Below are 26674 nucleotides of genomic sequence, written 5' to 3'. Positions count from 1 at the left end.
AATTAACGGTACAAGGGGTATTTGTCTTCGGTGTCGATGCCGTATTTGTCGATCGCTTTCTTCACGTCGGCAGCAGTCGCCTTGCCTTGATCGGCCAGTGATTTCAATGCAGCCACGACAACATGGTAGCGGTTCACTTCAAAGTGGCGGCGCAGGGCTTCGCGGGTATCGGAACGGCCGTAGCCATCGGTGCCAAGTACCAGCATTTCGCGGCCTTTCGGCAAGTAAGCGCGGATTTGATCCGGATAGGCGCGGATGTAGTCGGTCGAGACGATAATCGGACCTTCTTTGCCATGCATCACTTCGTTCAGATAGGCGGTGCGTGGTTTGCTCTCCGGATGCAGGCGGTTGTAGCGTTCAACATCGGCGGCCTCGCGCGCGAGCAGGGTGAAGGAGGTAGCACTCCATACATCGGAACCAATACCCCATTCATCCGCCAGCAATTTGGCGCCTTCCAGCACTTCTATCAGGATGGAACCGGAACCCATCAGCTGTACGTGTCCCTTGCTGCCTTTGTGGGCGGCGACGGGATGCAGGCCTTTGAGGATGCCTTCCGTGCTGCCTTGCGGCATTTCCGGATGCGGGTAGTTTTCGTTGAGCAGGGTCAGGTAGTAGTACACATCCTCATGCTCGGCGTACATGCGGCGGATGCCGTCACGCACGATAACGGCGACTTCATAGGCGAAAGTCGGGTCATAAGGGATACAGTTCGGAATCAGCGCCGCATGCATATGGCTGTGACCGTCTTCGTGTTGCAAGCCTTCACCGTTCAGGGTGGTGCGGCCAGCAGTACCGCCAAGCAGGAAGCCGCGCGCACGCTGGTCACCCGCTGCCCAGGCGAAGTCACCGAAGCGCTGGAAGCCGAACATCGAATAATAGACAAGGAACGGAATCATCGGCACACCGTGCACGCTGTATGCGGTACCAGCCGCGATCCAGTCACACATCGCGCCGCCTTCGTTAATCCCTTCTTGCAGGATTTGTCCGTTGGCGGATTCCTTGTAGTACATCAACTGGTCGGCATCGGACGGCGTATATTGCTGGCCGAGCGGGTTCCAGATGCCGTATTGGCGGAACATGCCTTCCATACCGAAGGTGCGGAATTCGTCCGGCACGATCGGCACGATGTGCTTGCCCAGGGCCTTGTCTTTCATCAGTGCGCCCAGCACACGGACAAATGCCATCGTGGTGGAAATTTCACGTCCTTCCTTGGTCGCGGCGGTGATGGAAGAGAATAGATCCATCGCCGGCACGGGCAGGGACGGTGCACGGTCATTGCGTGACGGCACGAAGCCTTCCAATGCGCGACGGCGGGCGAGCAGATATTCCTGCTCCGGCGAGCCGTCGGCGAATTTCAAATACTCAACCTTTTCGACTTGCTCATCAGTCAGCGGCAGGTGGAAGCGATCGCGGAAAGCGAGCAGCTGTTGCAAATCCATCTTCTTGGATTGGTGTGCGACGTTTTGCGATTCGGCCGAACCGCCCATCGCCCAACCCTTGACCGTGTGCATCAGAATCAGTGTCGGTTTGCCGCTTTCCTGTGCCGCCTTGTACGCCGCATAGACTTTGAGCGGATCATGACCGCCGCGTTGCAGCGCCCAGATTTCATCGTCAGTCATGTCGGATACCAGCGCCTTCAATTCGAGCGAATTGAAGAAATGCTCGCGGACATAGGCACCGTTTTTGGATTTATACGTCTGATAATCGCCGTCGACAACTTCCATCATGCGCTTGCGCAATACGCCGTCCACATCGCGGGCGAGGATTTTGTCCCAGTTGCTGTCCCACAGCACCTTGATGACATCCCAGCCGGCGCCACGGAATTCACCTTCCAGCTCTTGCACGATTTTGCCGTTGCCGCGTACCGGGCCGTCCAGGCGCTGCAAGTTACAGTTGACGACGAAAACCAGATTGTTGAGCTTTTCGCGTGCAGCGAGACCAATTTGCCCGCGTGATTCCGGCTCGTCCATTTCGCCATCGCCGAGGAAAGCCCATACCTTGCGGCCTTTCGCCTCAATCAGGTTGCGGCTTTCCAGATAACGCATGAAACGCGCCTGATACAGCGCCATCATTGGGCCCAAGCCCATGGAAACCGTCGGGAACTGCCAGAAATGCGGCATCAGCCACGGGTGCGGATACGAAGAAAGACCGTCACCGCCGACTTCCTGCCGGTAGTTGTCGAGTTGTTCTTCCGTCAGGCGGCCTTCAAGGAAAGCACGGGCGTACATTCCCGGCGCACAGTGACCCTGGAAGAAAACCAGATCGCCGCCCTGATCGCCATCTTGGCCATGCCAAAAGTGGTTTTGCCCGACCTCATACATCACGGCTGAAGACGAAAAACTGGCGATATGACCGCCGACATTCGTGTGTTTGCCGGCGCGGATGACCATCGCCAATGCATTCCAGCGCACGAAAGCCTCGATGCGTTTTTCCAGCGCGAGATCGCCCGGATAGGCGGGCTGGCGCTCGGCCGGAATCGTATTGTAATAAGGGGTGGTAAAGCCGCTGGTGAAGCCCAGGCCATCGCGTGAAGCCTGCTCCAGCAACGTCTCAATAATGAAGTGGGCGCGCTCTTCGCCCTCTTCGCGCAATACGCTGGCAAGCGATGCCAGCCATTCCCTGGTCTCTTGGGGGTCAATGTCTTTTTTCATCTTGGTGTTTACTCCGAAAAAATACGCAAATAGTCGTGCTCCGGTGCACTAGCCGCCTGGATTGTAGCACGGCTGCATGTTTGTCGCACGGCAGTGTGGATTGCTGTTGAAAAAAGACAATAATAAACAGGCGATTATCTTGTAAGCCAACGCGATAATAAGTGATGGCGATATATGGCCGTCGCAATTTTATGGATAGTTGTCTATGGCTGTCTGTAAAGATTAAGAAGTCCGCGACGGCAATAAAAAATCGCCCGCAACGGCGGGCGATGGTGAAGCGGGCGCAGGATTCAGCGGGCACTAACGATGCGGCCTTTGCTGTGGATGGTTCTGCTTTCTTTGGCAAGCCGTTTGTTGCTGGCCGCGATGGCTTGGCGTCGGGCGAGTTTAGCTTTGTTATCCGCCGCTTTACGCGCCGTCTTGTTGTTCTTTGCGAGGAGTTTGCCACTTGCCGCCGCTTTTTTACTCTTGCCGTTAGCGGCGAGGATGAAGGCGGATTTGTCTTTCACCGCTTTGCGCGCCCCGGCGTAACGGCCCGGCCATTTGCCACGCTTGATATTCTCGACACGCACGCGCATGCCGGTTTGCGGGGCGTGCAGCATGCGTCCGCCGCCGAGGTAGAGGCCGACGTGATTGATAACGCCTTTTTTGCGGAAGAAAACGAGATCGCCGGGTTGCGGCTCGCTGGTGGCTTGCAGGCGGGAAAACTGTTCGCGGCTGTTACGCGGAATATTCACGCCTTCTTGATGATAGAGGTAATGGATAAGGCCGGAGCAGTCGAAGCCTTTGGGAGTCGTGCCGCCCCACAGATAGGGGGTGCCGATGTATTTCTTGCCTTTCAGCAGGACGGTGTGGCGGGTCTTGGCGTTACCACTGAGCGATGCCGTTTTGGCTTTGCCGGGTTTGTCCACTTTGGCCAGGGATGTATGTGCTTTTTTGCTCTTGTCGGTCGCTTTATCGTGTTTGGCGACGGTCTTCTTCTGTTCCGCTTTGGGCTTTGCAGCAGGTTTTGCCGTTTTGGCTACAGTCTTCTTTTCTGCGGCGGCTTTGGCGGCAGGTTTGGCTTTTTCTTTACTCTTTTCCGCCGTTTTAGCGGCTGTTTTAACTTTTTCTTTGCTCTTTTCTGCAGCAGTGGCCGGTTTAGCTGCCGTTTTTTTGCTCGCGCTGGCGGCGGGTTTACCGGTATGGGCGGCGGGTTTTGCCGGTGCCGCCACCACGCCTTGCCAGACCAGCAGACAGGCGATCAGGATGATTTTTTTCATATTCTTTGGAATGAGTGTGAGGGTGGACGTGTGTTGCGGCAATCCTAATGGAAAATGACGGCGTTGTCATCGTGTATCACGCGTTTTACGTCAGGTTTGTGCCTTTTTCGTCACCTTATCGGCTACCAGGGGATGATGAACCGTATCGGAGGCAAAGCTCTCGCGCAGGATATGCAGCACTGCCGCGACGCGGCCCGCTTGCACGCGGTGCGGGGTAACGGCGTAGATGGCGAACGGCGGCAGCGTCCAGTCAGGCAGGACGACGCGCAAGCTACTATCAGCCACCGCATCTGCCGCTTCACCGTCGGCCAGCAGCGCCAGCCCCAAGCCCGCCGCACACAGGCGGCGCACAGCGGCGAGACGGTTGCAGTAGAGGCCGCTTTCGATGTTGAGCAGATGGTGTTCACCGTCGCGGCGCAGTTCGCCGCGCGGCAGTTCGTGATAAATCCAGGTGTGTGCGGCAAGGTCGGCGGGGTGGGTGATTGCAGGCGCGTCGTGCAGGTAGGCAGGCGCGGCGTAGATATGCCAGCGCCAGTCGGCAAGGTGACGGGCGACGAGGTCGGGCGCATCCAGCGCATGTGCGCCGCCGCGCAGGGCAATGTCGATACTGCCGTCGCGCAGGTCGGCCAGCGCCTCGTCAAAGTAGAGGGCAAGGCGTATCGCCGGATGTTCGCGGCGGATGCGTCGCAAGGCCTGCTGGAAGGCGGCAGCGTCGGCCATGCCGGTCGGCGCGGCAAGGCGCACCTCGCCAGCGATGTCGATTTTCAGATTGGTCAGCGTCAGGCGGGCGTCCTGCACGCTGGCGAGCAGGCGGCGGCAGTGTTCACCCAGTGCGCTGCCCGCGTCGGTCGGGGCGAGGTACCGTGTGCTGCGGTGCAGCAATTTGACGCCGTGCAGTTTTTCGAGACGGCTGATGTGCTGGCTGACGGCGGATGGACTCATGCCCAGCGCCTGCGCGGCGGCGTTCATGCTGCCATGTTCGAGGACGGCGGCGAAGGCAAGCAGGGGGCGTAGATCGTCCATCAGTGTAGGGTCAGCAGACGGGTGAGCAGGGCATCGTCAAGAAGGCGGTTTGGCTCGCGCAGCCAGTCGCCATAGGCTTCGGGGAAGGCGTTGCGGCAGTAGCCCGCGTGGACGATGAAGTCGAAGACGGCATGGATGTAGCCGTTGATTTCCAGTGCGGCGAGGTCGAAGGTTTCGTCCCAAAGGAGGCTAATGGTTGAGGGAGTATCGCGGTCGGTTACGTCTTCGACGTCGTAAATGTGCAAAGCGTCAAGAATGCCTTGCTCCGTATGGGCAGCGTAGAAGTAGCCGGTATTGCCGTCATCTTCAAAGACGATGCCGTAAGGCGTCTCTTCAAACCAGGATTCGAGGACGCATTTATTGCCGGGACGGTGTTCGATGCTGTCGCAGCCGAGGTAGAGGGTTCTTTCGTGCATTATTTAGTCCTGCTTGATAATGGGTGAAGCGCAAGCGGTATTATCAGGCGTATCAGCCCTGCCTACAATAAGCACTCCTTCACTTAATCATGCAACGAGGTGTTTATGAAATACGCAGTTATTGGTGGCACCGGTTATGTCGGCGATGCCGTGGTGCGCGAACTCGCCGCGCGTGGTCATGCAGTCGCCGCCTTCGCGCGCCACACAGATAAGGTCTTCGCCGCGCCGAATGTGCAGGCGGTCAGGGCCGATGTGCACGATGCAGATTTTGCCGCGCAATTGGCGGGCTTCGATGCCGTAGTCAGCGCGTTCAGCCCCGGCTGGGATAATCCGCATTTTGCCCGCGAGTTCACGGCGGCTTATGCGGCAATTGTGGCTGCCGTGCAGACGGCACAAGTGCCTTATTTGTTAGTTATCGGCGGTGCGGGCAGTTTGCTGGTGGATGGTGTGGCGCTGGTCGATACGCCCGATTTCCCGCTACAGCTGTTTGCCGTCGCTGATGCGGAGCGCAATCTGTGGCTCGATTTGTGCGGGAAGCGTGAAGTGAATTGGGCTTTTCTCGCCCCACCGCTGCGTTTTGGCGAAGACCGCGCCGCCCGTCCCGCCCGCACAGGCCGTTATCGTCTGGGCACGGATACGCTGCTGCTGGCCAATGACGGCCCGGCGGGTATCGGCCTGGCCGACTTGGCGGTGGCGATTGCCGATGACGTTGAGCGCAAGGCGCATCTGCATCAGCATTTCACGGTGGCTGCGGTGTGATGCCTTTGCGGTTGCCTGAAAAATCCCGTTTCGGCGGGATTTTTTTGTGGGCAGCGGCGCGTACAATGGGTTTCCCCCTTCGACATGGACAATGTCATGAACCTCAGCTTTCTGCGCCGTTCACCCGAATATAATCCTTACGTCCGTATGCAAGACCTGCTGGGCGGGCTGATGTCTGTACTGGCATGCGCGTTTTCCGTTACGGGGAAAAACGTATGGTCGTCTGGTCACACATTTGACGGATGGGCTTTGTTACTTTTCCACTATTTTCTTTTCGGCATGCCTCTCCTTGCGGCAAGCTGCATTGCAGGATTTATCGTAAGCCGTTTGCGGCTGCGGCGTAACGTGGCGGGTATCAGCCTCTCTGTCGTCATCACTATTGCCATCTATTTTGTTGGTCTGCCACTTTTCCTGTTCACCCCCTCTAACTGGGAGGAATTCATCAAACTCTGGGACGTTCTCTGGGTGTGGCGTGACTTTGCCCCCTACCCGATATTCTCTGCCCTGATTTTGTCCATTTTCCTGCCCAAAGCACCGCCTGCGAAAGTGGATGAGTGAATACCGCGATTTCCTCCTAAAAAATCCCGCTCCGGCGGGATTTTTTTGCGGCGGCACTTCATAGCAAAAATAGACCTATTTGTTTATGATTTCGCCACTGCCAGTGCAGTCATCACCATAATCAACATGAGGAATCCCCCAATGCTCGTCGCTTATCGTCAAGCCGCCGCCGCACGTGCCGCCCTCGGCATCCCCCCGTTACCGCTTACCGCCCAAGAGACCGCTGCGCTGGTCGAGTTGCTCATCAGTCCGCCGGCGGATGAAGATCCTGCGTTTTTGCTCGATTTGCTCACCAACCGTGTGCCGCCCGGCGTTGATGATGCCTCCAGGGTGAAGGCGTCTTTCTTGGCTGCCGTCGCCGAGGGCAGTGTGCACAGTCCGCTGCTCACGCGTGAGCGCGCTGCCGAGTTGTTGGGCACGATGCAGGGCGGTTATAACGTCAAACCGCTGATCGATTTGCTTGATGACGCTACGCTGGCACCGATTGCCGCGCAGGGGCTGAAGCACACGCTGCTGGTGTTTGACGCTTTCCACGATGTGCAGGAAAAAGCCGGGCAGGGCAATGCCTTTGCGCGTGCGGTGCTGCAATCTTGGGCAGACGCGGAATGGTTCACCACGCGGGCGAAAGTGCCGGAAAGCATCACGGCGACGGTGTTCAAGGTGGCGGGCGAGATTACGACGGACGACCTCTCACCCGCTCCCGATGCCTGGTGCCGCTCCGATATTCCGCTGCACGCGCTGGCGATGTTCAAGAATGCGCGCGTGGATGTCGTGCCGGATAAACCCGGTGAAGTCGGCCCAATCCGCCTGTTTGAGCGCCTCAAAGCGCAGGGGCATCCCGTCGCTTTCGTCGGCGATGTGGTCGGCACGGGCTCATCGCGCAAATCCGCCACCAATTCGCTGATTTGGCATTTCGGTGCGGATGTGCCTTTCGTGCCGAACAAGCGTAGCGGCGGCATTACCCTCGGCGGCAAGATTGCGCCGATTTTCTTCAATACCCAGGAAGATTCCGGCGCGCTGCCGATAGAAGTGGATGTGTCGGCGCTCGCCACCGGCGATGTCATCGAAATCCAGCCCTATGCGGGCAAGATTGTGAAAGATGGCGTAACGGTCGCCGAATTTACCCTGCGCTCGCCGGTACTGCTGGACGAAGTACAGGCAGGCGGGCGCATCAACCTGATTATTGGCCGTGGCCTGACCGCGAAGGCGCGCGCCGCGCTGGAGCTGCCACCGTCCACCGTGTTCCGCCTGCCGCAAGCACCTGCCGCCAGTAACGCGGGCTTTACCCTCGCGCAAAAAATCGTTGGCCGCGCCTGCGGACTGCCGGAAGGGCAGGGCATACGCCCCGGCACATATTGCGAGCCACGCATGACTACCGTCGGCTCGCAGGACACCACCGGCACCATGACCCGCGACGAACTGAAAGACCTCGCCTGCCTCGGTTTCTCCGCCGATATGGTGATGCAGTCCTTCTGCCACACCAGCGCCTATCCGAAAGCGATCGATGTCAAACTGCACAAAGAACTGCCGCCCTTTATCGCCACACGCGGCGGCGTCGCGCTGCGCCCCGGCGACGGCGTCATCCACTCCTGGCTGAACCGCCTGCTTCTGCCCGATACCGTCGGCACCGGCGGCGACTCGCACACCCGCTTCCCCATCGGCGTTTCCTTCCCCGCTGGCTCCGGCCTTGTCGCCTTTGCCGCCGCGACCGGAGTGATGCCGCTGGACATGCCGGAATCCGTGCTGGTGCGTTTCAGCGGCACCTTGCAAGCGGGCATCACCCTGCGTGATCTCGTCAATGCCATCCCGCTCTACGCCATCAAACAGGGTCTGCTCACCGTCGCCAAAGCGGGCAAGAAAAACATCTTCTCTGGTCGTATCCTCGAAATCGAAGGCCTGCCCGATTTGAAAATGGAACAGGCCTTCGAGCTGACCGACGCCTCTGCCGAGCGCTCCGCCGCCGGTTGCACCGTCAAACTGAACCAAGCGCCGGTCATCGAATACCTGCAATCCAACATCGTGCTGATGAAAAACATGATTGCCGACGGCTACGAAGATAAACGCGCCCTCGAACGCCGCATCAAGGCAATGGAAGCGTGGCTGGCCGACCCGCAACTCCTGGAAGCAGATGCCAACGCCGAATACGCTGCCGTCATCGACATCAACATGGACGACATCCAGGAACCCATCATCGCCTGCCCGAACGACCCGGATGACGTCTGCCTCCTCTCCGAGCGCGCCGGGACGCCGATCGACGAAGTCTTCATCGGCTCGTGCATGACTAACATCGGCCACTTCCGCGCCGCCGCCACCCTGCTCGCCGGACAGAGCGACCTACCAGTGCGGCTGTGGCTGGCGCCGCCGACAAAAATGGACGCACGTGAACTCAGTGAAGAAGGGCACTACAACACCTTTGGCCGTGCCGGTGCGCGTATAGAACCGCCGGGCTGCTCACTGTGCATGGGCAACCAGGCACAAGTGCGCGCGGGCACAACCGTCGTCTCCACCTCGACCCGCAACTTCCCGAACCGCCTCGGCAAAGATGCGAACGTGTACCTCGCTTCGGCAGAACTGGCGGCCATCAGCGCCCGCCTGGGCCGCCTGCCGACGGTGGCAGAATACCGCGCTGCCATCAGTGCCATCGACCCGACGGACGGCAAGGTGTACCGCTATCTCAATTTCAACGAAATTGAGGACTACAACGCAGTAGCGGCGACGGTGGACGTATAACCGCTATGGCCCATAAAAAATCCCGCTGCGGCGGGATTTTTTATGGGCGGAATGGCTAGCGGGCGGAATAAGGGCGGATTCTTATGCAGTAGCTTCAGCCTGCTTGGCAAGGCACTACCTGATTTGCGTACATAATCACGAAACGAGCATAAAAACCCCTCGGCTTTTAGTGGGGGAGGGCAGGGTGGGGTGCGTCCGCAGAATAAAAAACGCCAAGCGGGATAAATTCTGGGCTCGCGACGTTTTTCACTCGTTCAGGCGGCGCAGGGCGGCGGCGATTTGTATGCGGGCGTCGTTTGTGTCTGTCGGGCGGAGGGTGTTTTGCCCGTCGTGGTGGACGAGGGCCGGCAGGTCGCGCAGGTAGTTTTCGATGTCGTGCGCTTTGAGCAGGCGGCCATGCAGGTCGTAGCCGACGTTGAGCAGGCGGCCGGGCAGTGGCGCGAGGCGGTCGTGCACGTGGCCGTAGAGGTGGTAGCGGCCTTTGCCGCAGCCGTCCCATTCCTGGATCGGGTAGTGGAAGAGCACCAGCGGCTGGCTGCAACCATCGCATACCACCTGGCGGTAGTTTTTGATGGAGGCGAGCAGAGGCTTGCCGTCGGCTTTCGTGGTGTGGAGGAAGTAGTCGCGGTTTTTGGCGATGACTTCGTCGTGGTTGCCGAGGATGAGGTGGTGTTCGCCGTTGAGCTGATGCAGGACGCGGGCGATGCTGGCGGCGTCGCGGACGAAGGAGATGTCGCCGAGGTTATAGACGGTGTCTTCTGGCGCAACAGTCGCGTTCCATTGGGCAATCAGCGCCGCGTCCATTTCTTTGATGGAGGCATAGGAACGGAACTGCGGGCAGAATTTCATGATGTTTTTGTGCGCGAAGTGCAGGTCGGAGGTGAAGTAGGTCGTGGGCATGGTGTTTCCGGAGGTTTCGTCGTAAGGGGGAGCTGCGTAGGGCGGGCTTCAGTCCGCCATTTAAATGAGTTTCGCGAGGATGAATTTTTGCATGGAGGCTCTTTGTTGTTTTTCAGTTTTTATAGAAGGTATTGGCGATGTCGGGTATTTGCATAGGTAAGCATTCCAGATAAAGTAATTGGATATTCAAGAGGTATTGCATAGTTTCCCTATTCTGCGCCATATTGCCAGCCATCATGCAACATAGTGCTTCTAAGCCATTAGAGTTTTGCATAATTTGAATCATGCCCATTATGGGATAGCCTTCTTTTTTTCTGTTAAATGCCAACATTCCACTATGAACATAAGAGTTCGACATTTTATTCAGTTGTCTGAATTCTCGAAGTTTTTCAAGTAATGCATTAGGTACGATACCTTTTTCCACCCCTATAGACAGTTCTTGCAGAATATCAGTAACGGTTGGTGTACTGTTATTGACACGATTGACATTTTCTTCATTCAGAGATTGATGCCATTTGTCAATAATGTGGTCTTTCGCAATCCAGTATATCCATGCTGCTTTTAGTGTGGCTTCGTATTGCAGGCGCAGCAGGCTGGTTGCCGAGATATAGCAGTAATTAACGGCTAATAGATGGATGCTTTCGCCATGTTCTGTCGCTATATCCAGTAAAGTCAGCGCTGCCAATATGCGTTTTTCTGTCTCTTCGGTATAAGGTACTTCTGGGATTTTGCGGTGTAGTGCTTCGCGGAACTCCAGCGATTTGGCGTAAAACTTTTTGAATCCGGTGTCCATGGGTTGTCCTTTGGGTTTTTGCTTTGTGCAGGGTTCGTGATTGGCCCGCTTGACGGAAATCTGTGCAGGAATGCAGGCTACTGCCCGGCACCCTACGCTCTGGGTGGCCGTCAAGCGGCGTCGTTACTGGGCTTTGTTGTTTTCCAGATGAAGTCCGCTCTATGGTTTATTCAGATGCTGTTGCGCAGGTATTCCTGGATATAGGCGATTTTCTCCAGTTCGGTCATCGCCTTGAAGGCCTCGCGGTTTTCTTTGAGGTGGTCAATGAGCGGGTAGTATTCTTCGTCCACGTGTTTTTTATCCAGTTTGTTGTTGAGGTTTTTTTCGTTGCTGCGTCCCAGGAATTTAGAGATGAGGTAATACGGCGATTTGAGTTTAAAGAGCATTTTTTTGTTTTCGCCATCAAAGACCATATAGCCTTCGTGTTCGACGCTTTTCAGTTTTTCTTTGAGTTCGCCGAAGGTCAGGTTTTCCAGGAGCGGCGGGCGGTGCAGCGGGTTGGCGTGCGTCGCGTTGTAGGCGGCGGCGATGTCGTTCAGTTCGCGTTCGCTGTATTGGCGGCCCGTCGCCACGTCGATGAGGCCGATCAGGGTTTCGCCCAGTCTTTCTTTGATGATGTGCACGTCGTCGGCGTCGGTGATTTCAAAGAGGAAGGTGTGGTTGGGGTAGGCGCGGAAGAGGTCTTCGTATGGTTGGCAATGCGCGCGCGTCAGGTCGGCAAAGCGGCTGTCCAGCGAGCCGGTGGTGGAGTAGAGCACTTGGTGGTTGTGGTTTGCCGCGTCGTCCGCGCGCGCAACGTAGGTGCAGCAGCCGAGGAAGCCGTTGATTTTTTGTACGGCTTCGACGGGGTGGTCGTCGGCAAGGTGCAGCGGGTAACGGCTGTTTTTGGCGGTGCGTTCGCTGTAATTGAAGACTTTTTTGAAGGGGCGGACGATGATGTTGTCGTCGTCATCCAGGATGATGCCGCGCATTTCCAACAGGGCGTCGTCGAAGCGGTTTTCGTAGAAGACGCTGCGCGCGTATTTGAGGACGCGCAGGGCGGGGTAGCGCACGGATTTTTTCGCGATGTAGTCGCGGTGGCCGCCGCGCAGGTAAGCGGCGGTGATGTAGGTGTGGCGGGCCGTGTCGTATTCGGGTTTGCGGCTTTGGTGCGCTTCCATTTCGGCGATGAGGGCGGCGGTGGCAGCGTCCATCGGTTTTGTCGGCGGCACGTCTTCTTCGTCACGCAGGCGGTTGTGGTTCAGGCGGACGTAGGCGGCGAGCACTTCGGCTTCGCGCACGCCGTGCACGTTCGGATAGAAGTTGTGCAGGCGGTAGATTTTTTCGGCGAATTTGTGTTTGCGCGCGAGTCGCAGCAGGTGGATGCAGGCGGCGGATTTTTGGTTGGTGTTGGAGTTGATGATGAGGATGTGTTCGTGCGGGTTGGCGCGGCCGCGTTCGCAGGCTTTCTGCATCATGGCGAGGCCTTGTCGTTGTGCGGCGTCCACCGCTGGGCCGGAGAAGCGGTATGCGCCGTTTTCATCGGTCAGGAGCAGGTCGTTTTCGATGTGGACGATGTGCGCGTCCGGGTATTGTTTTTGGAAGGCGGCGATTTGGGCGTGGGCGAAGGTGGTTTTGCCCGATCCTTGGTGGCCGCGCAGGAGGATGAATTGTTGCATGGGGTTTCCTTATTGGTTTTCAGTTTTTATAGAAAGTATTGATGATGTCAGGTAGTTGCATGGGTAGACAATCCAGATAAAGTAATTGGATATTTAAGAGATATTGCATGATTTTCCCATCTCGCATCATATCGCCAACTAGCATGCAACATAGTGCTTCTAATCCATTAGAGTTTTGCATAATTTGAATCATGGATCCGGTAGGGTAGCCTTCTTTCTTCCTGCTAAATGCCAGCATACTGCTATGAACATAGGAGTTCGACATCTTATTCTGTTGCCTAAATTCTTTGAGCAATGTAAATGCTTTATTAGGCACAATGCCTTTTTCTACCCCTATGGATAATTCTTGCAGGATTTCGGTAAGCGTTGGTGTACTGTTATCGACGCGCTTGATGTTTGTTTCATTCAGGGATTGGTGCCATTTATCAATAATATGGTCTTTTGCTACCCAGTATATCCATGCCGCTTTGAGTGTGGCTTCATATTGCAGGCGTAGCAGGCTGGTTGCCGAGATATAGAAGTTATTGGCGGCTAATAGATGAATACTTTCGCCATGTTCTGTCGCTATATCCAACAAAGTTAGTGCTTCCAATATGCGCTTTTCCGTTTTTTCGGTATAGGGCACTTCTTTGATTTTTCGGTGTAATGCTTCGCGAAATTCCAGAGATTTGGCGTAAAACTTTTTGAATCCTGTGTCCATTAATTGTCCTGTTGATTTTGGGTTATTGCAGGCCGAAATTGCCGCAGGCGGGAGGAATATTGCATTTGCCTGTCATGCCGCTTAATCCGTCGCCGAGGCGATGATGCCGGTGTAGCGGCCATTGTGCGGGCTGTACACGGTCCAGAAGTGGGCGCCCCACCATTCTTTGCCGGCATCGAAGTAGTCGCTGCAAGCGGTGTCCCAGGCGTAGGCTTCGATGTCGTGCGCTGTGCCGAACAGCAGGGTGCAGAAGTCGAGGAAGTATTGGCCGCTCTCGCGGATGCTGCGCCCGAAGGTAGCCGGATAGGGCGGCTCCAGGAAGGCGTGGCAGAAGGCGGGGGTGTTTTCCCGCAGGATGACGGCGTTGTCCGGGGTAATGGCGGCGTCATGGCGGTAGTAGCGGTTTTCTTGCGCGCGGATGAGCAGGCGTTGTCGCGCCGGTTCGTATGTCGGCCCCCAAAAATCGGCGGCACTGATGCGTCTGCCATGTTGTTCTGTCAACGGGAAATATTGCCGATAGGCGTCGGGCAGGGTGTCCGCCCCGGCACGGGCGGCGAGTTGCTGCCGTTCTGCGCTGCGGGCGGCGATGACGCTGTGCAGGGTGTATGTCGCTACGCGCAGGTGTTGCCAATAGTTTGGCGCGCTGTCGGCGCTGGTGCAGGTTCTGATGTCCAGGACGCCGCCGCAGCGTTGGTAGTCGCGGATAGCGGCGGCAATGGCAGGGTTTTCCTCGATGATTAGGCCGGTTGGCGGCAGGGTTTTCATGGCTGTCGGGTGATAGGGGTTTTGTTTGATGGGGGTCAAGCGCCCAGGTTTTTTCCCGCTTGGCGGAGTCGCCCAGCGTTTTTTTTCTGTCATTGCGTGACGGGTCAGCGGGGAAGGGATGCTGCGCTGCGCGCAAAGCCTGTGTTTATCCCGCTTGGCGGGCTGAACTGTTTTAGGTTTGCGCGGGGGTGTCGATGCTGCCGGTCATCCAGTAGAGGCCGCTGATGATGTTGCCCGCTTGTGGCGGCGTGGTGAAGGCTTTTGCCGGATAGACGGCTTCGATTTCCATGCCGTAGGTGGCGAGGCGGCACCAGTAGTAGGTTTGGCCGGTGAGGGCGTTGGTTTTGCAGGCAGTCGCGAGGACGGTGCCGTTGATCATGGCGGTCGGGCGCGGCAGGCCGCTGTTGGTGAACATGCCGGCGGGGATGATGGCGTTCGCGGCGATGCTGCCTTCGCCGGTTTGTGTCGCGGCGTAGGCGGCGGCATCAGCGTAGGTGCTGATGTCGTCGTCAGCGATGGCGATGAGGCGCGCGGTTGTGGTTTTGCCGGGCAGTTTGCGCGGCAGCAGCTGGCCGTTCGGGACGGAGACGATGAGCGGGTAATCGCCGTCGCTGCATTCGTCGCCGTCGAAGGTGCGGCCATTCAGCCACAGGTGGATTTCCGCCGTGCCGTCGTCGTCAACGCGCGAGATGCCCTGAATGGCGACGTGTTGCACGGTCGTGGCGTGGTAGGCGGGTTCGACGGCGCGGATGTTGCCGTGTTTGTCGGTATTGAGCCACAGTTGTGCGCCGCTTTCGTCGTCATAGCGGTGGTATTCCATGGTTTTGCCTTCGTATGTGGCACTGATGTGGTCAATGCAGCGGTGGATGAGGTGTTCGAAGGCGTCGTCGTTTTGGCTGTCGAAGCCGATGGCGCTGTAATGGCTCATGATGGGTTTCCGGTTGTGGGTTGGCATCAAGCGTGCCTGTTTTTTCTCCCCTTCTGGTCTTTGGCGACCATCCGGGATTCCCCGGCAAGCGGGGCTTTGTATTTGTCTGGGGGCGAGCCCGCTTGATGATGTTTGTGCGGCATAACGGTTTCCCGCGCCACCCTCCCTCGTTATTTCAAGCCGATATCTGGTTGTATGGGTTCGTTGTGTGGGTTGCTGTTGCGCTGTTGGATGAGCGATGTTGGGCGGTCGTTGTTCGGTTTAACGGTAGCCCGCTACCAGCTGCAATTGCTTTTAAGGGTTTGACATCCACATCTTGAAGTAACTACTGAAACGGTTATGCCGCTTGGGTTTTATGGTCCTTTTTGCTGCATGGCGTAAGGGTTATGAGGAATGTTTTTTCCATTAACGCCATGATTTTATGCCTTAGCTGGCCTCCTCTTCCGCAATGTCGTTTTCCCAGTTCGCCTGCTGGATTTGGATGTCCAGTTCGCGGCAGCGTTTGGCGACGTTGTCCGCCTCAACCCGCAGGGCACGGATGTCCACGGCGGCGAGGGTGCGGATTTCGCTGCGGCTGTAGCGGGACTGGTCGGCCATAGCGGCGTCGGCGACTTTGCCGAGCATGGCGTGTTCGGCTTTCAAGCGGTCGCGCTCGGCCAGTGCCGCCAGCATGGTGGTGCCGTCGGCGAGGGTCACGTTGTGGTTGGCGCGGTTGATGGCAACGATAAGACGGGTCAGCGCCGCCGCACTGCGGCGGTAGTCGGTGAGCAGGTCCTGCGGGTCTTCGGCAGGCGCTTCACCTTCCTGGTATTGGGCGTTTTGTTGCAGGCGGGCGCCGAGTTGCGCCAGTTTGCGTTGCAGGTCGGCGCGTTCGATAAGGGCTTGGGCAAGTTTCATGGTTGTTGTTCCTTTTTATTCAAATGGGTTTTCCAGAGTTATCGGCATACCTTGGAAATCCTGAATATTACGGGTTACCAATTTGAGTTTATGCGCTATTGCGGTTGCTGCAATGTAGGCATCATTAATTGGTCGTTTGTTTGGTACGTTTAATTGCGCATAAATTAGAGCAACCTTGGTATCAACAGGTAATGTTTTTGTGCGGTAGGCAGGCAACAGGCGGTTGGCGAACCAGTTATCCAGCGATGCCGCCTGTGCTTTGTCTTTGCGGGCAAGGGAAAGTATGCCCGTTTGTATTTCTGCCAGAGTGACGGCACTGATATAGGTATGGGTAAATCCGTTGCTTTTTATCCAGCGATAAACTTGTGGATGTATTTTTCCTGTTTCCAGTTTCCGCAATTCGGAAACGATATTGGTGTCCAGCAAGTACATTAATCAAACTCAATAGTGCGAGGTAATGATTTGTCACGCTCGAATTCGATTTCTATTTCTGCGGCGGGATGGTAGCCGCCAAGGGCTTGTATCCAGCTTTGTAACGTGTCGTCGTCGGTCTTGTCGGGCTGGGCGATGTAGGCGCGCATGAAGCCGCGCAGTAATTCCGCCGCGTCGTGGTTGTGTTGCCGGGCAGCACGGTTAAAGGCTTGTTGCAGGGCATCGTCGACGCTGAATGTGTAGTGGCTTTGGTGCATGGTGTTTTCCTTTTTCCGGTGATGTACGGCTACTTTATGTTGTCCTACTTGCCTGGGCAATGCGTTCTCGCATCTCCCTTCCCCCGCAAGCGGAGGAAGGGATTGGGCGTTACGCCGCTTCGCGCAGCAGTTCGATGGCTTCGATGCTGCGTACCCAGTGGTCGTCGCCGTTGTCGTGCGTCGCGAAGTCGCCGAGCAGGGTGAAGACGTGGTCGCTGAAACCGCCGATGTTGAGGATGTCCGCGCGGTTTTTCGCGGGCGTCGTCACATACGGCTGGATGTCGATGCAGACGAGTTTGGCCTGCGGGCAGCGCCGTTTCAGGGTATCCCATTCGGCGAGCAGGGCACTTTTGTGGCCGTGCATCCGATCCGCCCACGATTCGTTGTCCGAGACGATGATGACCATGTCAACGCGCGCTTTTTCGCGATTGAGCAGGCGCAGCGGCGCGCTGCATGCGGTGCCGCCCCCGCCGATGTCCGCCAGTTTTTCGGCGTTGGTCATGATGCTGTCGCGCGGGTTGAGGCGCACGTTCACTGTGACCATTTCGAACGGGATGACCCGCGCCTGCGGGTTATGGCGCAGCACGGCGGCGCTGATGAGCGCGGCAACGTCAATACAGCGGGTTTTGCTGGTTGCACCTGCGCGATAGCCGGTGACGGGGCTTTGCATCGAGCCGGAGACGTCCGGACAGACGACGATGTTGCCCGGTAGCTGCGGCACGTTTTGCACCGCGATTTCCATCGCATCCTGCAAGGCGTCGCGGATGGCGCCCGGTATGGCATCACCGGCGGCCTGCCAGGTGGTCAGCAGTTGGTACGGCATGGCGCGGGCACGGGCGATGGCAGCCGGGTCGCGCAGTTTGGCGGCGACGCTGCGGATGTGCCTGTCTTTGTTGTGTTTGTCTTTATCAAAAACGCCGTGGCGCGCGAAGGTGTTGAGGTTCTGCCGCACTTGCTGCCACGAGCCGTTCTTTGCGATTTGCGCCCAGGCATCGCCGCCCAGGTCGAGCGCGGTCAGCATCTGGAAGGGGACAGGCGGCAGCGCGCCACGCGGTTTGTTTTTTTTGCGTTTGTAGGTTTCAAAGGCAGCAGTCAAAGGCGGCAGGGCGGCGTATTCGTACGGCTTGCCGATGAGCCAGGCAAACCAGGCGGCGCGCCATGCTTCGCGCGGCTGCGGGTGCACCATTTTCACCACGTCCGCCAGCGACGGGTTTTTGCCGATGGCGGCATTAAGCAGCTGCGTTTCCGTCGCGGTGTTCAGCCAGTGCTGAATGAGTTTTTTCGGGCGGGTACCGAAGGACTTGCGCCCAACCACGCCGCTGCGCACGATTTGCACGAAGTTGCGCAGCATCTTGCCGCTATCCATGACGCGGTCAAACACCGCCGCGCACAGCGCTACGTCGCGCACCGCCAGCACCGCCAACAGCAGCGCGGGCATGTCTTTCATGTAGCCGCGTTCGCGGGCGTAAATCGCAGTCTTGGCGAGAAATTCGGGGGAAACCTGCCGGGCGAGTTTGAGCACTTGCGTCAGTTGGATTTCCGCGCTTGCGTAGTAGGTGCTGTTCAGGCAACCGGTGGCGGCAAGCTGCGCCAGTTGTTGTGCCGGGGTTTGCGTGTAGGCGCGGCCGCCCGCTTCGTTGTAGGTGTCGGTGGCAGTCTGTTTTTGTTTGCGCGATGGGAACAGTTTGAAATTAGCCATGATTTTTGTCCTTCTTATATGAATTTGTGATGGCGACAAGTGGTGACAGGACGTCATTTTCGAGATGTAGTCCTGCCGGCATTCGCCAGATGCGCCGTGCTGCACGGCAGCGTGTCGCGGCGGGTTGCCCGGATGCCCACAGCGGACATCCGGCAAACAAAACGGTTATGCAACCCGCCGCGCCACAGCGGCGCAACGCAGAGCGGACAACAAGAGTGAAGAAACAGACGGTCATGTTCTACCGCTAAACTACCCTGCCATCGTGCAGCAGGGGCGGGATTCGAACCCGCGCCACGACCCGGGAATGCTGTAATTCCTTCGGCATTTGTCCGCTCTGCGCTACAGCGCGCGACGCAGCGCAGGACAGTCAACGAGGGGGGAAGAAATTTTTACGTGCTCTACCTCTGAGCTACCCTGCCAAATGCCAATCCCAGAAATCATCTGGCGGTGTTGGCGCGCCTTGCCGTATTCAAAGATACTGTCTGCGGCGCGCCGCCTTCCCAGCTTGATTCTGGGATTGGCATTGATGGCGGCAGGGGCGGGATTCGAACCCACGACCACGAGCGTTGGAGGCTGTAATTCCTTCGGCATTTGACTGCCCTGCGCTACACCGCAAGGGCATAGCGCCGCGCCGACGAGGTAGCGGGAAACGCGACATGTTCTATCCAACTGAACTACCCGTTGGCGGGCCAACGGGGCGGGACTCGAACCCGCGACCTTGTTTTCCTGTAGTTCCCCGCGCATTCGGCGCGTACAGATAACGAGGGATGAAGAAAACAGTCGTGTTATTAGCACGCTGAGGTGATGAGTGCGTTGAGGACTCTCCCCTCCAATGTAGTTCCTTCAGCATTTATCTGCACCTACCCTATTGCCGAAAATGTGCCAAATCGCGAAAGGCGGCAAAAAACTTTCACAACACACTGATAATAAATAGATAAATTGAATAGCATGTAGCAAGAAGTTTATCCAGAAATCGTAAGGAAACTATCCAGATAAATCGTTATCTAGAAAATAAAATAGCCATCTTGCGTGTGCCTATCCTGCCCGCTTGGCAGTGTTCTTGCAAAGAACGCCGGAAGCAGTCGGCACTTGCTCGGTGCGCAAAAGTCCATCCCGCGCGTGAGGCCAGTGTTCGCCCCGCCCGCCTAGCGTGCACCCAATCCCGAATCGTGCATGGGAAAATTCCTTCCCCCGCTTGCGGGGGACGGGGCTCCCATGAAAAAAATGCTCGCATTTTTTTCATGGGTACCCGGGAAGGTGGCCGCAGGCTGGAAGGGGGGAATACAAAACCAGGATTTATCCCACTTGGCGGGCGTCCACAAACCCCGTATTTATCCCGCTTGGCGGCCACTCACAAACTCAGTATTCATCCCGCTTGGCGACCGCTCACAAACCCCGTATTTATCCCGCTTGGCGGTCACTCACAAGCCCAGTATTTGTCCCGCTTGGCGCGCACCCAATCCCGAATCGTGCATGGGAAAATCCCTTCCCCCGCTTGCGGGGTAAGGTGGCCGCAGACCGGAAGGGGGGAATACAAAACCAGCGTTTATCCCGCTTAGCAGCCGCCCGCAAACCTAGCATTTATCCAGCTTGGTGCTGTTCGCGAGGCTAGTGTTCGCCCCGCCTAGCGCGCACCCAATCCCGAATCGTGCATGGGAAAATCCCTTCCCCCGCTTGCGGGGTAAGGTGGCCGCAGACCGGAAGGGGGGAATACAAAACCAGCGTTTATCCCGCTTAGCAGCCGCCCGCAAACCTAGCATTTATCCAGCTTGGTGCTGTTCGCGAGGCTAGTGTTCGCCCCGCCTAGCGCGCACCCAATCCCGAATCGTGCATGGGAAAATCCCTTCCCCCGCTTGCGGGGGACGGGGCTCCCATGAAAAAAAAATGCTCGCATTTTTTTCATGGGTACCCGGGAAGGTGGCCGCAGGCCGGAAGGGGGAATACAAAACCAGGATTTATCCAGCTTGGTGCTGTTCGCGAGGCCAGTGTTCGCCCCGCCTGGCACGCATCCAATCCCGAATCGTGCATGGGAAAATCCCTTCCCCCGCTTGCGGGGGAAGGTGGCCGCAGGCCGGAAGGGGGGAATACAAAACCAGCGTTTACCCCGCTTGGCGGCTACCCACAAACCCAGCGTTTATCCCGCTTGGTGGCTTTCTGCTTGCTAAAAAGCCCGCTTGCGCGGGCTTTTCTCGTAGGGGTAAAACGCTTTACAGCGTGGCGATGTCGATCACGAAGCGGTATTTGACGTCGCTTTTCAGCATCCGCTCGTAGGCGGCGTTGATGTCGGCCATGTTGATCATTTCCACGTCGGCGGTGATGTTGTGCTCACCGCAGAAATCCAGCAGCTCTTGCGTTTCTTTGATGCCGCCGATAAGGGAACCAGCGACCGTGCGGCGGCCAAGGATCATCGGCACGGTATTCAGCGGCGGGGTGACTTCGCCCAGCAGGCCGACGTACACCAGCGTGCCGTCGAGTTTCAGCGTCGGGATGTAGGGGTTGACGTCGTGCGCATAGGGCACGGTGTCGATGATGAGCTCAAACTGGTTCGCCACGCTTTGCATCTGCGCGGCATCGGTGGAAATCACTACGTTGTGCGCGCCGAGGCGTTTGGCGTCAGCCGTTTTGCCGGGGCTGCGCGAGAACAGGGTGACTTCTGCGCCGAGGGCGTGAGCGAGTTTAATCGCCATATGACCGAGGCCGCCGAGGCCGATAACCGCGACTTTGCTGCCTTTACCGATGTTCCAGTGGCGCAGCGGCGACCAGGTGGTGATGCCGGCGCAGAGGATGGGCGGCACGGCTTTGGTATTGAGGTTTTCCGGCACTTTCAGCACGAAGGCGTCGCTGACGGTGATGGTTTTGGCATAGCCGCCGTAGGTGGGCTGGCCATCGTGTTTGTCGATGCTGCTGTAAGTCGCGACGAAGCCGTTTTCGCAGTATTGCTCGAGATCGTGTTTGCAGGGTTCGCAGTGGCGGCAGCTATCGACGAGGCAGCCAACGCCGACGAGGTCGCCGGCCTTGAACTTGCTGACCTTCGCGCCGACGCTGCGTACGCGACCGACGATTTCATGACCCGGCACTACGGGGTATATCGTGCCGCCCCAGTCGTTACGGGCGGTGTGCAGGTCGCTGTGGCAGACGCCGGTGTAGAGGATGTCGATAACGACGTCGTCGGCGCGCGGCGTGCGGTATTCGAAGGTGAAAGGGGTAAGTGGGCTGGTAGCAGATTGGGCGGCGTAGGCTTTGACGGTTTCGGTCATGATGTGGGTCTCCTTTGTGATGGAATGAGCGGGGCTGTTAGTAAATGCCCCAAGCGATTATCAGCGATGCGCGATGGGGGCGCAAATAGCGGCAATTTTATGAAGACGCCGTGATATCCGCCCACGTCAATCCAAATTTGTGCAGGTATTTGCGCAGGCGGTCGCTGTCGTTGGCGGTGGCGCGCTGTTCGCGCGAGATGTGGTAGAGGGCGCGGCCGGCGGCGGCGAGGGTTTTATGCTGACGGCAGACGGTGATGACGTTTTCCAGTTGCAGGCGGTCGAAAAGGTCAAGGCCGTCGGGATTTGCTTTGGCGGGGATGAGGCTCGCGGCAGGGGCGCTCGTGTCCTGCCACAGCCAGCGCAGGCGGGCGATTTCCGCCTGCACCAGTTCGGTGGTGATCCGTCCCTGTGGCGCGAGAGTGGCGAGACGCATGATGCTGGCGGCGAGATCGCGGAAATTGCCGCGCCACGGTGCCTCCGGCGAGAGGGCAAAACCGAGGTAGGCGGCGCGCGCTTCTTTGTTGAAGCGGGTGGTGCGGCCAAGCTCTTGTGAGGCGAGGGCGAGCTGGTGGGCGATGTTGGGCTCGATGTCCTCGCGTCTGTCGGCCAATGCGGGCAGCGGGTAATTCCAGATGTTGATGCGTGCGTAGAGGTCTTCGCGGAAGCGGCCCGCGCGCACGTCGTCGCGCAAGTCGCGGTTGGTGCCGCTGATGAGCTGGAAGTTGCTGGTGATTTCCGTGTCGCTGCCGACGGGATAGTAGTGTTTTTCTTCCAGTGCTTTCAGCAGCATGGCCTGTTCGTCCAGACCGAGTTCGCCGATTTCGTCGAGAAAAAGGACGCCGCCGTCGGCACTTTTCAGGTAGCCGTCGCGCTTTTCCACCGCGCCGGTGAAGGCACCTTTTTTGTGGCCGAAAAGGGCGGATGCCGCGCCGTCGCCACGCAGGGTGGCGCAGTTGACGTCAATGAAGGCACCGCGTACCTGATGCCGCGCTTTTTTGAGCTCGTAGATGCGCCGTGCCAGCATGGATTTGCCCGCGCCGGTCGGGCCGTTGAGGAGAATCGGCGAGGGGCTGTTCAGCGCGACTTGCTCGATTTCGGCAATCATGCGGTTGAAGGCGGCGTTGCGCGTGGCGATGCCGCTTTTCAGGTAACGCACGGCGTCATCGCGCACGGCGGCAAGACGGGCGGCCAGGGCATCGTAGCGGGCGAGATCCAGGTCAATCAGCTCGACGCTGCCGACTTCGCCGCGCATCATTTGCCGTTTCTGGTTCTTCGGCGGCGCGGTTTGCAGGAGGATGCCGGGAATTTGCCGCGATTCAACGAGGAGGAAAAGGCAGATTTGCGCGACGTGGGTGCCGGTCGTGATGTGCACCCAGTATTCTTCCTGCTCGCTGTCAAAGGGGTAATCCGCTGCCCAGTCGTGCAAGCGGGTATAGACTTCGCTGAAATCCCAGGGGTTTTCCAGTTCCATCGGCACGAGGTTGACGGCGGTATGCGGCGCGACATGGCGGATGTCGGCGCGGACGTGTTCGGCGAGATCGTGGAATTTTTCGGCGCAGAAGAGCTCGATGCGGTCCACGCTGAGGTCCTGACGCTGGTTGAGGGCGACGTTTGGCCGCCATTTCTGCCAGCGGCCCTCGCCCTGACCGCTGTCGAGGACGGTGCCGAGAAAGCTGATGACGACGATGCGGCGTTTTTCGCTCATGGGTGCGCAATGGTGGTGGGGACGGCAGGATTATAGCCAAGCGGTGGTAAAGAACGATGTGGTTACCCCGCTTGTCGCATAAAAAAACCGCTGCACGGTCAGCGGTTTTTTATCTGGCGATGTGTCAGGGGTGGCAACCGCTCATGAGAATGTCGGCGGAGGCCGGGCGGGCGAGGACGGCCTGTTTGCCGTCGCAGTGGAAGGCGAGCTGGCCGTTTTCAAAGGTGGCAGGGTTATTGCCGGGGCGCGCTTCCAGGGTTTGTTCGCCGCCTGCGTAGCGCACTTGCAGGCGCGTTTTGCTGCTGTCGGCGTAGCGCACGGTGAGGTCGCCTTCGTTGCAGTGCCAGTTGTCCCACTGGTTGGTGATGGGCAGGTCGAGCTGGCGGGGCGTGTGCCGGTATTCGGGCACCTCGTCCGGCGTTTCGCTTTCCAGGGTGATGTGCGGCGGGGTTGGGTTGCCGCTGCCGCAGGCGGTGAGCAGCAGGGAGAGAATGAGGGCGGGGGCGAGTTGTTTGTTGTTCATGGCTGTTCCTTTACCACAGGCGGACGGCGCCGTTGTTGTAGGAGGTGTGCGGCAGGCCGAGGCGGTATTCGTACACTTTTTCGTATTCGAGGACGCGTTTGACGTAGTCGCGGGTTTCGTTGAACGGGATTTGTGCGATCCATTCGTCTAGCGGCAGGCCGGCGAATTGTGCCTGCCATTGGCGCACGCGTGCGGGCCCGGCGTTGTAGGCCGCCGCCGCGTAGGCAAGGTGGCCAAATTCGTTCAGGCGGTCGGCGAGGTACTGGCTGCCGATTTCGAGGTTGGTGTCCGGTTCGGTCAGCTGCCATTTGCCGCTGTACGGGATGCCGTTTTTTTGGGCGGTGTGGCTGGCGGTCGCAGGCATGACTTGCATGAGGCCGATGGCGCCCGCTTTGGAGGCGATGCCCGGCTGGAAGATGCTTTCTTTGCGGATGATGGCCAGTATTTGTGCCGGGCTGATGCCGTGGCGGCTGGCGAGTTGGCGTACCTGGTTTTCGTAGGCGACGGGGAAGCGCAGTTCGAGGGCGTCCCAGTTTTTGCCTTTGCCGAGGGTGGTGATGGCCTGGATGTTCCAGCCGATTTCGCTGGCGTAGAGGGCGGCCTGGGCGTTTTCGGCAGGGCTGAGGTTTTTGGTGAGTGCCTGCCATTCTTGGCTGGCGCGGGCGTCGTCGCCGAGGTTACGGAAGATGCGGGCGCGGTAGGCGGCGGGACGGCCGACAATGGTGGTGTAGTGCTGGTCACGGCGCACGGGGCGGTCGTTCAGGCGGAAGGTTTCGCCGAGCTTTTCGGCGGCGAGGAAGCCGTAGAAGTCGCGTTTGCCGGCGGCACGGCGGTAGTGTGTGTCGGCACCGGCGCGGTCACCGTTTTTTTCGAGGGCTTTGCCGAGCCAGTATTGGATTTCGGCTTTGTCTTGCGCTTCGGGGCCGAGTTTGCCGAGGTGTGAGGCGAGGCCGCGCCAGTCGCTGCGGCGCAGGTCGTAGGCGATGAGGTCGTAGATGGTGTTGTCTTCGTGTTCGCCGGCAGGGATAGCGTTCCAGATGGTGAGGGTGTGCGGGTCGTCGTTGTCGGCGAGTTTGCGCAGGAGCGGGTTGTAGAGTTTGCCCGCGTCTTTGGGGTTCGAAAGGTAGCCGAAGGCAGCGGCGTTTGCAGCTTGGGCGATGGCTCCCGGGTCTTTTTTCAGGCGTTTGCCGAGTTGTTGTGCGAGCAGGGCGCTGCGCCAGTCGGGGGCAAGGTTGTAGGCGGCATCCAGCGGCAGGTTGCCCTGGTCGATGTCGAGCCAGGTTTGCGCGGCCTGGGCAGCGGCTCCATGCAGGGCGCCGGCAAGGTAGCTGGCGATCAGGCGGTTGTTTTGTTCCATCGCCTGGCGGAAGCGCGCGGCGGTCTGGGTTTCGCTGATATGGCCGCTGTGGGCAAGGCGGTCAAAGAGGGTGTTGCATTCGGCGTCGAGGTTTTTGTCCTGTTCCCAGAGTTCGTCGAGTTTTTGGGTGGCGGCGCGGGTGTGGTTTTTGTTGAGTTGGGCCAGGCGGTAGTCGCATTCGATGCCGGCATCGGCGTAGTCGGCGCTGTAGGCGGCGATGATGGCGTCGTTGTTGCCGCTGGCGAGCCACAACGGGAATTTTTGTTTGGCAAGCTGGGTGGAGAAGGGGTCGGCCGGGTATTGTTTGAGGAAGGCGACGATGGTCTCAACTGGGGTGGCGGGGTCGTCGCGGTAGGCGCGCGCTTGCAGGTAGGGGTAGAGCGGGTGCGGCGCGAGGTGCTGGTAGGCCGCAAGCGGGGCACCGTTTTTGATGGCGTTTTCGGCGTCAAGGATGTTTTCGGCGTTGCTGTCGGTGAGGCTGCCGAGGCTGAGGACGAGGGTAAGCAGGACTTTGTGCATGGTGTGCCTTATTTGATGTGTTGTTGCCAGTCGTTCTGGTAGCGTTCTTTGTAGTGCATGACGCGTTTGACGTAGGCGCGGGTTTCGTTGTACGGCGGGATTTGCCCACCGTAGCGCAGGATGCTTTGCGGGCCGGCATTGTAGGCGGCCAGCGCGAGTTCGGTGTTTTGGTAGCGTTGCAGTTGTTGGCTGAGGTATTTGATGCCGCCTTCGATGTTGTGCGCGGGGTCGTAGGGGTCAGCGACGTTAAGTTCGCCGGCGGTGCTGGGCATGAGCTGCATCATGCCGATGGCGCCGGCGTGGGAGCGGGCGTTACTTTGGTAGCCGGATTCGACGCTGATGACGGCGTGGACGAGCGCGGGGTCTATTTGGTATTTGGCAGCCAGCTGGTTGATGAGTTGTTTGTGCTGTGTCTGGCGGGTTTTGAAGTCGCCGCTGGGTTCGCGCACGTTGGGGGCGGCAAGCGGGCTGAGCGGCAGGAGCGGGCAGTGTTGGCGGATTTTGATTTTTCTGCCGTTGAAGGTGCCGGTGCGGGTGCAGTAGCCCGTGCCGTAGGCGGGAGCGGCGGGTTTGGCCGCTGCCGCCGGGCTGTTGTTGAGTAATGCGGGCTGGGCGGTCGCGTTGCCGGTGGTGCTGGCAGGCGCGGCGGCGGGTTGTGCGGGTTTTGACGGTTTTTTGCCGCCGGGCAGGGCAACGCGACAGGAGATGTTGGTTTTTTTGCCTTGGTACACGACGGTGCCACAGGTGGCGGCCTGTGCGCTCTGGATGAGGGCGCAAGCGAGGAGGATGCCCGCCAGACGGGGGAGGGCAATTTGGGGCATTTTTAGGTGGTCAAGCGGGGCAACTGCGCGGTTTGGGAGCCGCGCAGGCAGGTAGTCATGCCGC

The 26674-nt window shown here is 58.5% G+C and carries 22 protein-coding genes; 3 read left to right on the top strand and 19 right to left on the bottom strand.

The window, feature by feature from the left end; translation table 11 throughout:
- Positions 1 to 2 precede the first annotated feature (2 nt).
- From aceE to LG374_RS02660, 4 genes are all read right to left on the bottom strand, one after another.
- On the bottom strand, positions 3 to 2651 hold the full coding sequence (aceE, locus tag LG374_RS02675) for a pyruvate dehydrogenase (acetyl-transferring), homodimeric type (RefSeq protein WP_225756268.1): 2649 nt from the start codon (positions 2649 to 2651) through the stop codon (positions 3 to 5).
- Between the two features lie 290 nt (positions 2652 to 2941).
- Positions 2942 to 3913, bottom strand: a complete 972-nt coding sequence (locus LG374_RS02670) for a C40 family peptidase (RefSeq protein WP_225756267.1) — start codon at positions 3911 to 3913, stop codon at positions 2942 to 2944.
- A gap of 90 nt (positions 3914 to 4003) precedes the next feature.
- Positions 4004 to 4936, bottom strand: a complete 933-nt coding sequence (locus LG374_RS02665; RefSeq protein WP_225756266.1) for a LysR family transcriptional regulator — start codon at positions 4934 to 4936, stop codon at positions 4004 to 4006.
- A complete protein-coding gene (locus LG374_RS02660) occupies positions 4936 to 5352 on the bottom strand; it encodes a DUF2251 domain-containing protein (protein ID WP_225756265.1) in 417 nt (138 codons plus the stop codon). The genes LG374_RS02665 and LG374_RS02660 overlap by 1 nt, the downstream gene beginning before the upstream one ends.
- Before the next feature lie 105 nt (positions 5353 to 5457).
- On the opposite strand from LG374_RS02660, the gene LG374_RS02655 reads away from it, so the two are divergent.
- From LG374_RS02655 to acnB, 3 genes are all read left to right on the top strand, one after another.
- The gene (locus tag LG374_RS02655; RefSeq protein WP_225756264.1) at positions 5458 to 6111 is read left to right on the top strand and encodes an NAD(P)-dependent oxidoreductase; all 654 of its coding nucleotides are present in this window, start codon (positions 5458 to 5460) and stop codon (positions 6109 to 6111) included.
- A gap of 96 nt (positions 6112 to 6207) precedes the next feature.
- Positions 6208 to 6669, top strand: a complete 462-nt coding sequence (locus LG374_RS02650) for a hypothetical protein (protein WP_225756263.1) — start codon at positions 6208 to 6210, stop codon at positions 6667 to 6669.
- 141 nt (positions 6670 to 6810) lie between these two features.
- Positions 6811 to 9399 (top strand): bifunctional aconitate hydratase 2/2-methylisocitrate dehydratase, encoded by a 2589-nt coding sequence (gene acnB, locus LG374_RS02645; RefSeq protein WP_370639322.1) that lies wholly within the window; start codon positions 6811 to 6813, stop codon positions 9397 to 9399.
- Between the two features lie 246 nt (positions 9400 to 9645).
- On the opposite strand, the gene LG374_RS02640 is transcribed toward acnB, so the two are convergent.
- The 15 genes from LG374_RS02640 to LG374_RS02570 all read right to left on the bottom strand — a co-directional run bounded on the left by LG374_RS02640 (position 9646) and on the right by LG374_RS02570 (position 26610).
- Positions 9646 to 10299: a phosphoesterase gene (locus LG374_RS02640; protein ID WP_225756261.1), complete on the bottom strand. Its 654-nt coding sequence runs from the start codon at positions 10297 to 10299 to the stop codon at positions 9646 to 9648.
- A 112-nt stretch (positions 10300 to 10411) separates the two neighbouring features.
- On the bottom strand, positions 10412 to 11092 hold the full coding sequence (locus tag LG374_RS02635) for a hypothetical protein (RefSeq protein WP_225756260.1): 681 nt from the start codon (positions 11090 to 11092) through the stop codon (positions 10412 to 10414).
- Positions 11093 to 11262: 170 nt separating this feature from the next.
- Positions 11263 to 12750 (bottom strand): RNA ligase, encoded by a 1488-nt coding sequence (locus LG374_RS02630; RefSeq protein ID WP_225756259.1) that lies wholly within the window; start codon positions 12748 to 12750, stop codon positions 11263 to 11265.
- A 19-nt stretch (positions 12751 to 12769) separates the two neighbouring features.
- A complete protein-coding gene (locus tag LG374_RS02625; RefSeq protein ID WP_225756258.1) occupies positions 12770 to 13450 on the bottom strand; it encodes a hypothetical protein in 681 nt (226 codons plus the stop codon).
- An 81-nt stretch (positions 13451 to 13531) separates the two neighbouring features.
- The gene (locus LG374_RS02620; RefSeq protein ID WP_225756257.1) at positions 13532 to 14254 is read right to left on the bottom strand and encodes a hypothetical protein; all 723 of its coding nucleotides are present in this window, start codon (positions 14252 to 14254) and stop codon (positions 13532 to 13534) included.
- 133 nt (positions 14255 to 14387) lie between these two features.
- Entirely contained in the window at positions 14388 to 15143 is a 756-nt protein-coding gene (locus LG374_RS02615; RefSeq protein ID WP_225756256.1) for a hypothetical protein, read from the bottom strand.
- A 426-nt stretch (positions 15144 to 15569) separates the two neighbouring features.
- Positions 15570 to 16040 (bottom strand): DIP1984 family protein, encoded by a 471-nt coding sequence (locus LG374_RS02610; protein ID WP_225756255.1) that lies wholly within the window; start codon positions 16038 to 16040, stop codon positions 15570 to 15572.
- Between the two features lie 15 nt (positions 16041 to 16055).
- Positions 16056 to 16472, bottom strand: coding sequence for a type II toxin-antitoxin system VapC family toxin (locus LG374_RS02605; protein WP_225756254.1), 417 nt, complete (start codon positions 16470 to 16472; stop codon positions 16056 to 16058).
- Positions 16472 to 16729 (bottom strand): toxin-antitoxin system antitoxin subunit, encoded by a 258-nt coding sequence (locus LG374_RS02600; protein WP_225756253.1) that lies wholly within the window; start codon positions 16727 to 16729, stop codon positions 16472 to 16474. Before LG374_RS02600 ends, LG374_RS02605 begins: the two co-directional genes overlap by 1 nt.
- A gap of 109 nt (positions 16730 to 16838) precedes the next feature.
- Positions 16839 to 18428 carry an RNA-binding protein gene (locus LG374_RS02595; protein WP_225756252.1) on the bottom strand — a complete coding sequence of 530 codons (1590 nt, stop codon included), beginning with the start codon at positions 18426 to 18428 and terminating at the stop codon, positions 16839 to 16841.
- Positions 18429 to 20635: 2207 nt separating this feature from the next.
- Positions 20636 to 21685 carry an NAD(P)-dependent alcohol dehydrogenase gene (locus LG374_RS02590; protein WP_225756251.1) on the bottom strand — a complete coding sequence of 350 codons (1050 nt, stop codon included), beginning with the start codon at positions 21683 to 21685 and terminating at the stop codon, positions 20636 to 20638.
- A gap of 97 nt (positions 21686 to 21782) precedes the next feature.
- Positions 21783 to 23390: an RNA repair transcriptional activator RtcR gene (rtcR, locus tag LG374_RS02585; RefSeq protein ID WP_225756250.1), complete on the bottom strand. Its 1608-nt coding sequence runs from the start codon at positions 23388 to 23390 to the stop codon at positions 21783 to 21785.
- Positions 23391 to 23514: 124 nt separating this feature from the next.
- The gene (locus tag LG374_RS02580) at positions 23515 to 23913 is read right to left on the bottom strand and encodes a hypothetical protein (RefSeq protein WP_225756249.1); all 399 of its coding nucleotides are present in this window, start codon (positions 23911 to 23913) and stop codon (positions 23515 to 23517) included.
- A gap of 10 nt (positions 23914 to 23923) precedes the next feature.
- Entirely contained in the window at positions 23924 to 25789 is a 1866-nt protein-coding gene (locus LG374_RS02575) for a transglycosylase SLT domain-containing protein (RefSeq protein WP_225756248.1), read from the bottom strand.
- 8 nt (positions 25790 to 25797) lie between these two features.
- Entirely contained in the window at positions 25798 to 26610 is an 813-nt protein-coding gene (locus LG374_RS02570; RefSeq protein ID WP_225756247.1) for a lytic transglycosylase domain-containing protein, read from the bottom strand.
- Between the last annotated feature and the right edge of the window lie 64 nt (positions 26611 to 26674).

Origin of the sequence: Cardiobacterium sp. Marseille-Q4385 (assembly GCF_916618745.1) — a bacterium.
Taxonomy (GTDB): domain Bacteria; phylum Pseudomonadota; class Gammaproteobacteria; order Cardiobacteriales; family Cardiobacteriaceae; genus Cardiobacterium.
This window is presented reverse-complemented; position numbering and strand designations above follow the sequence as displayed.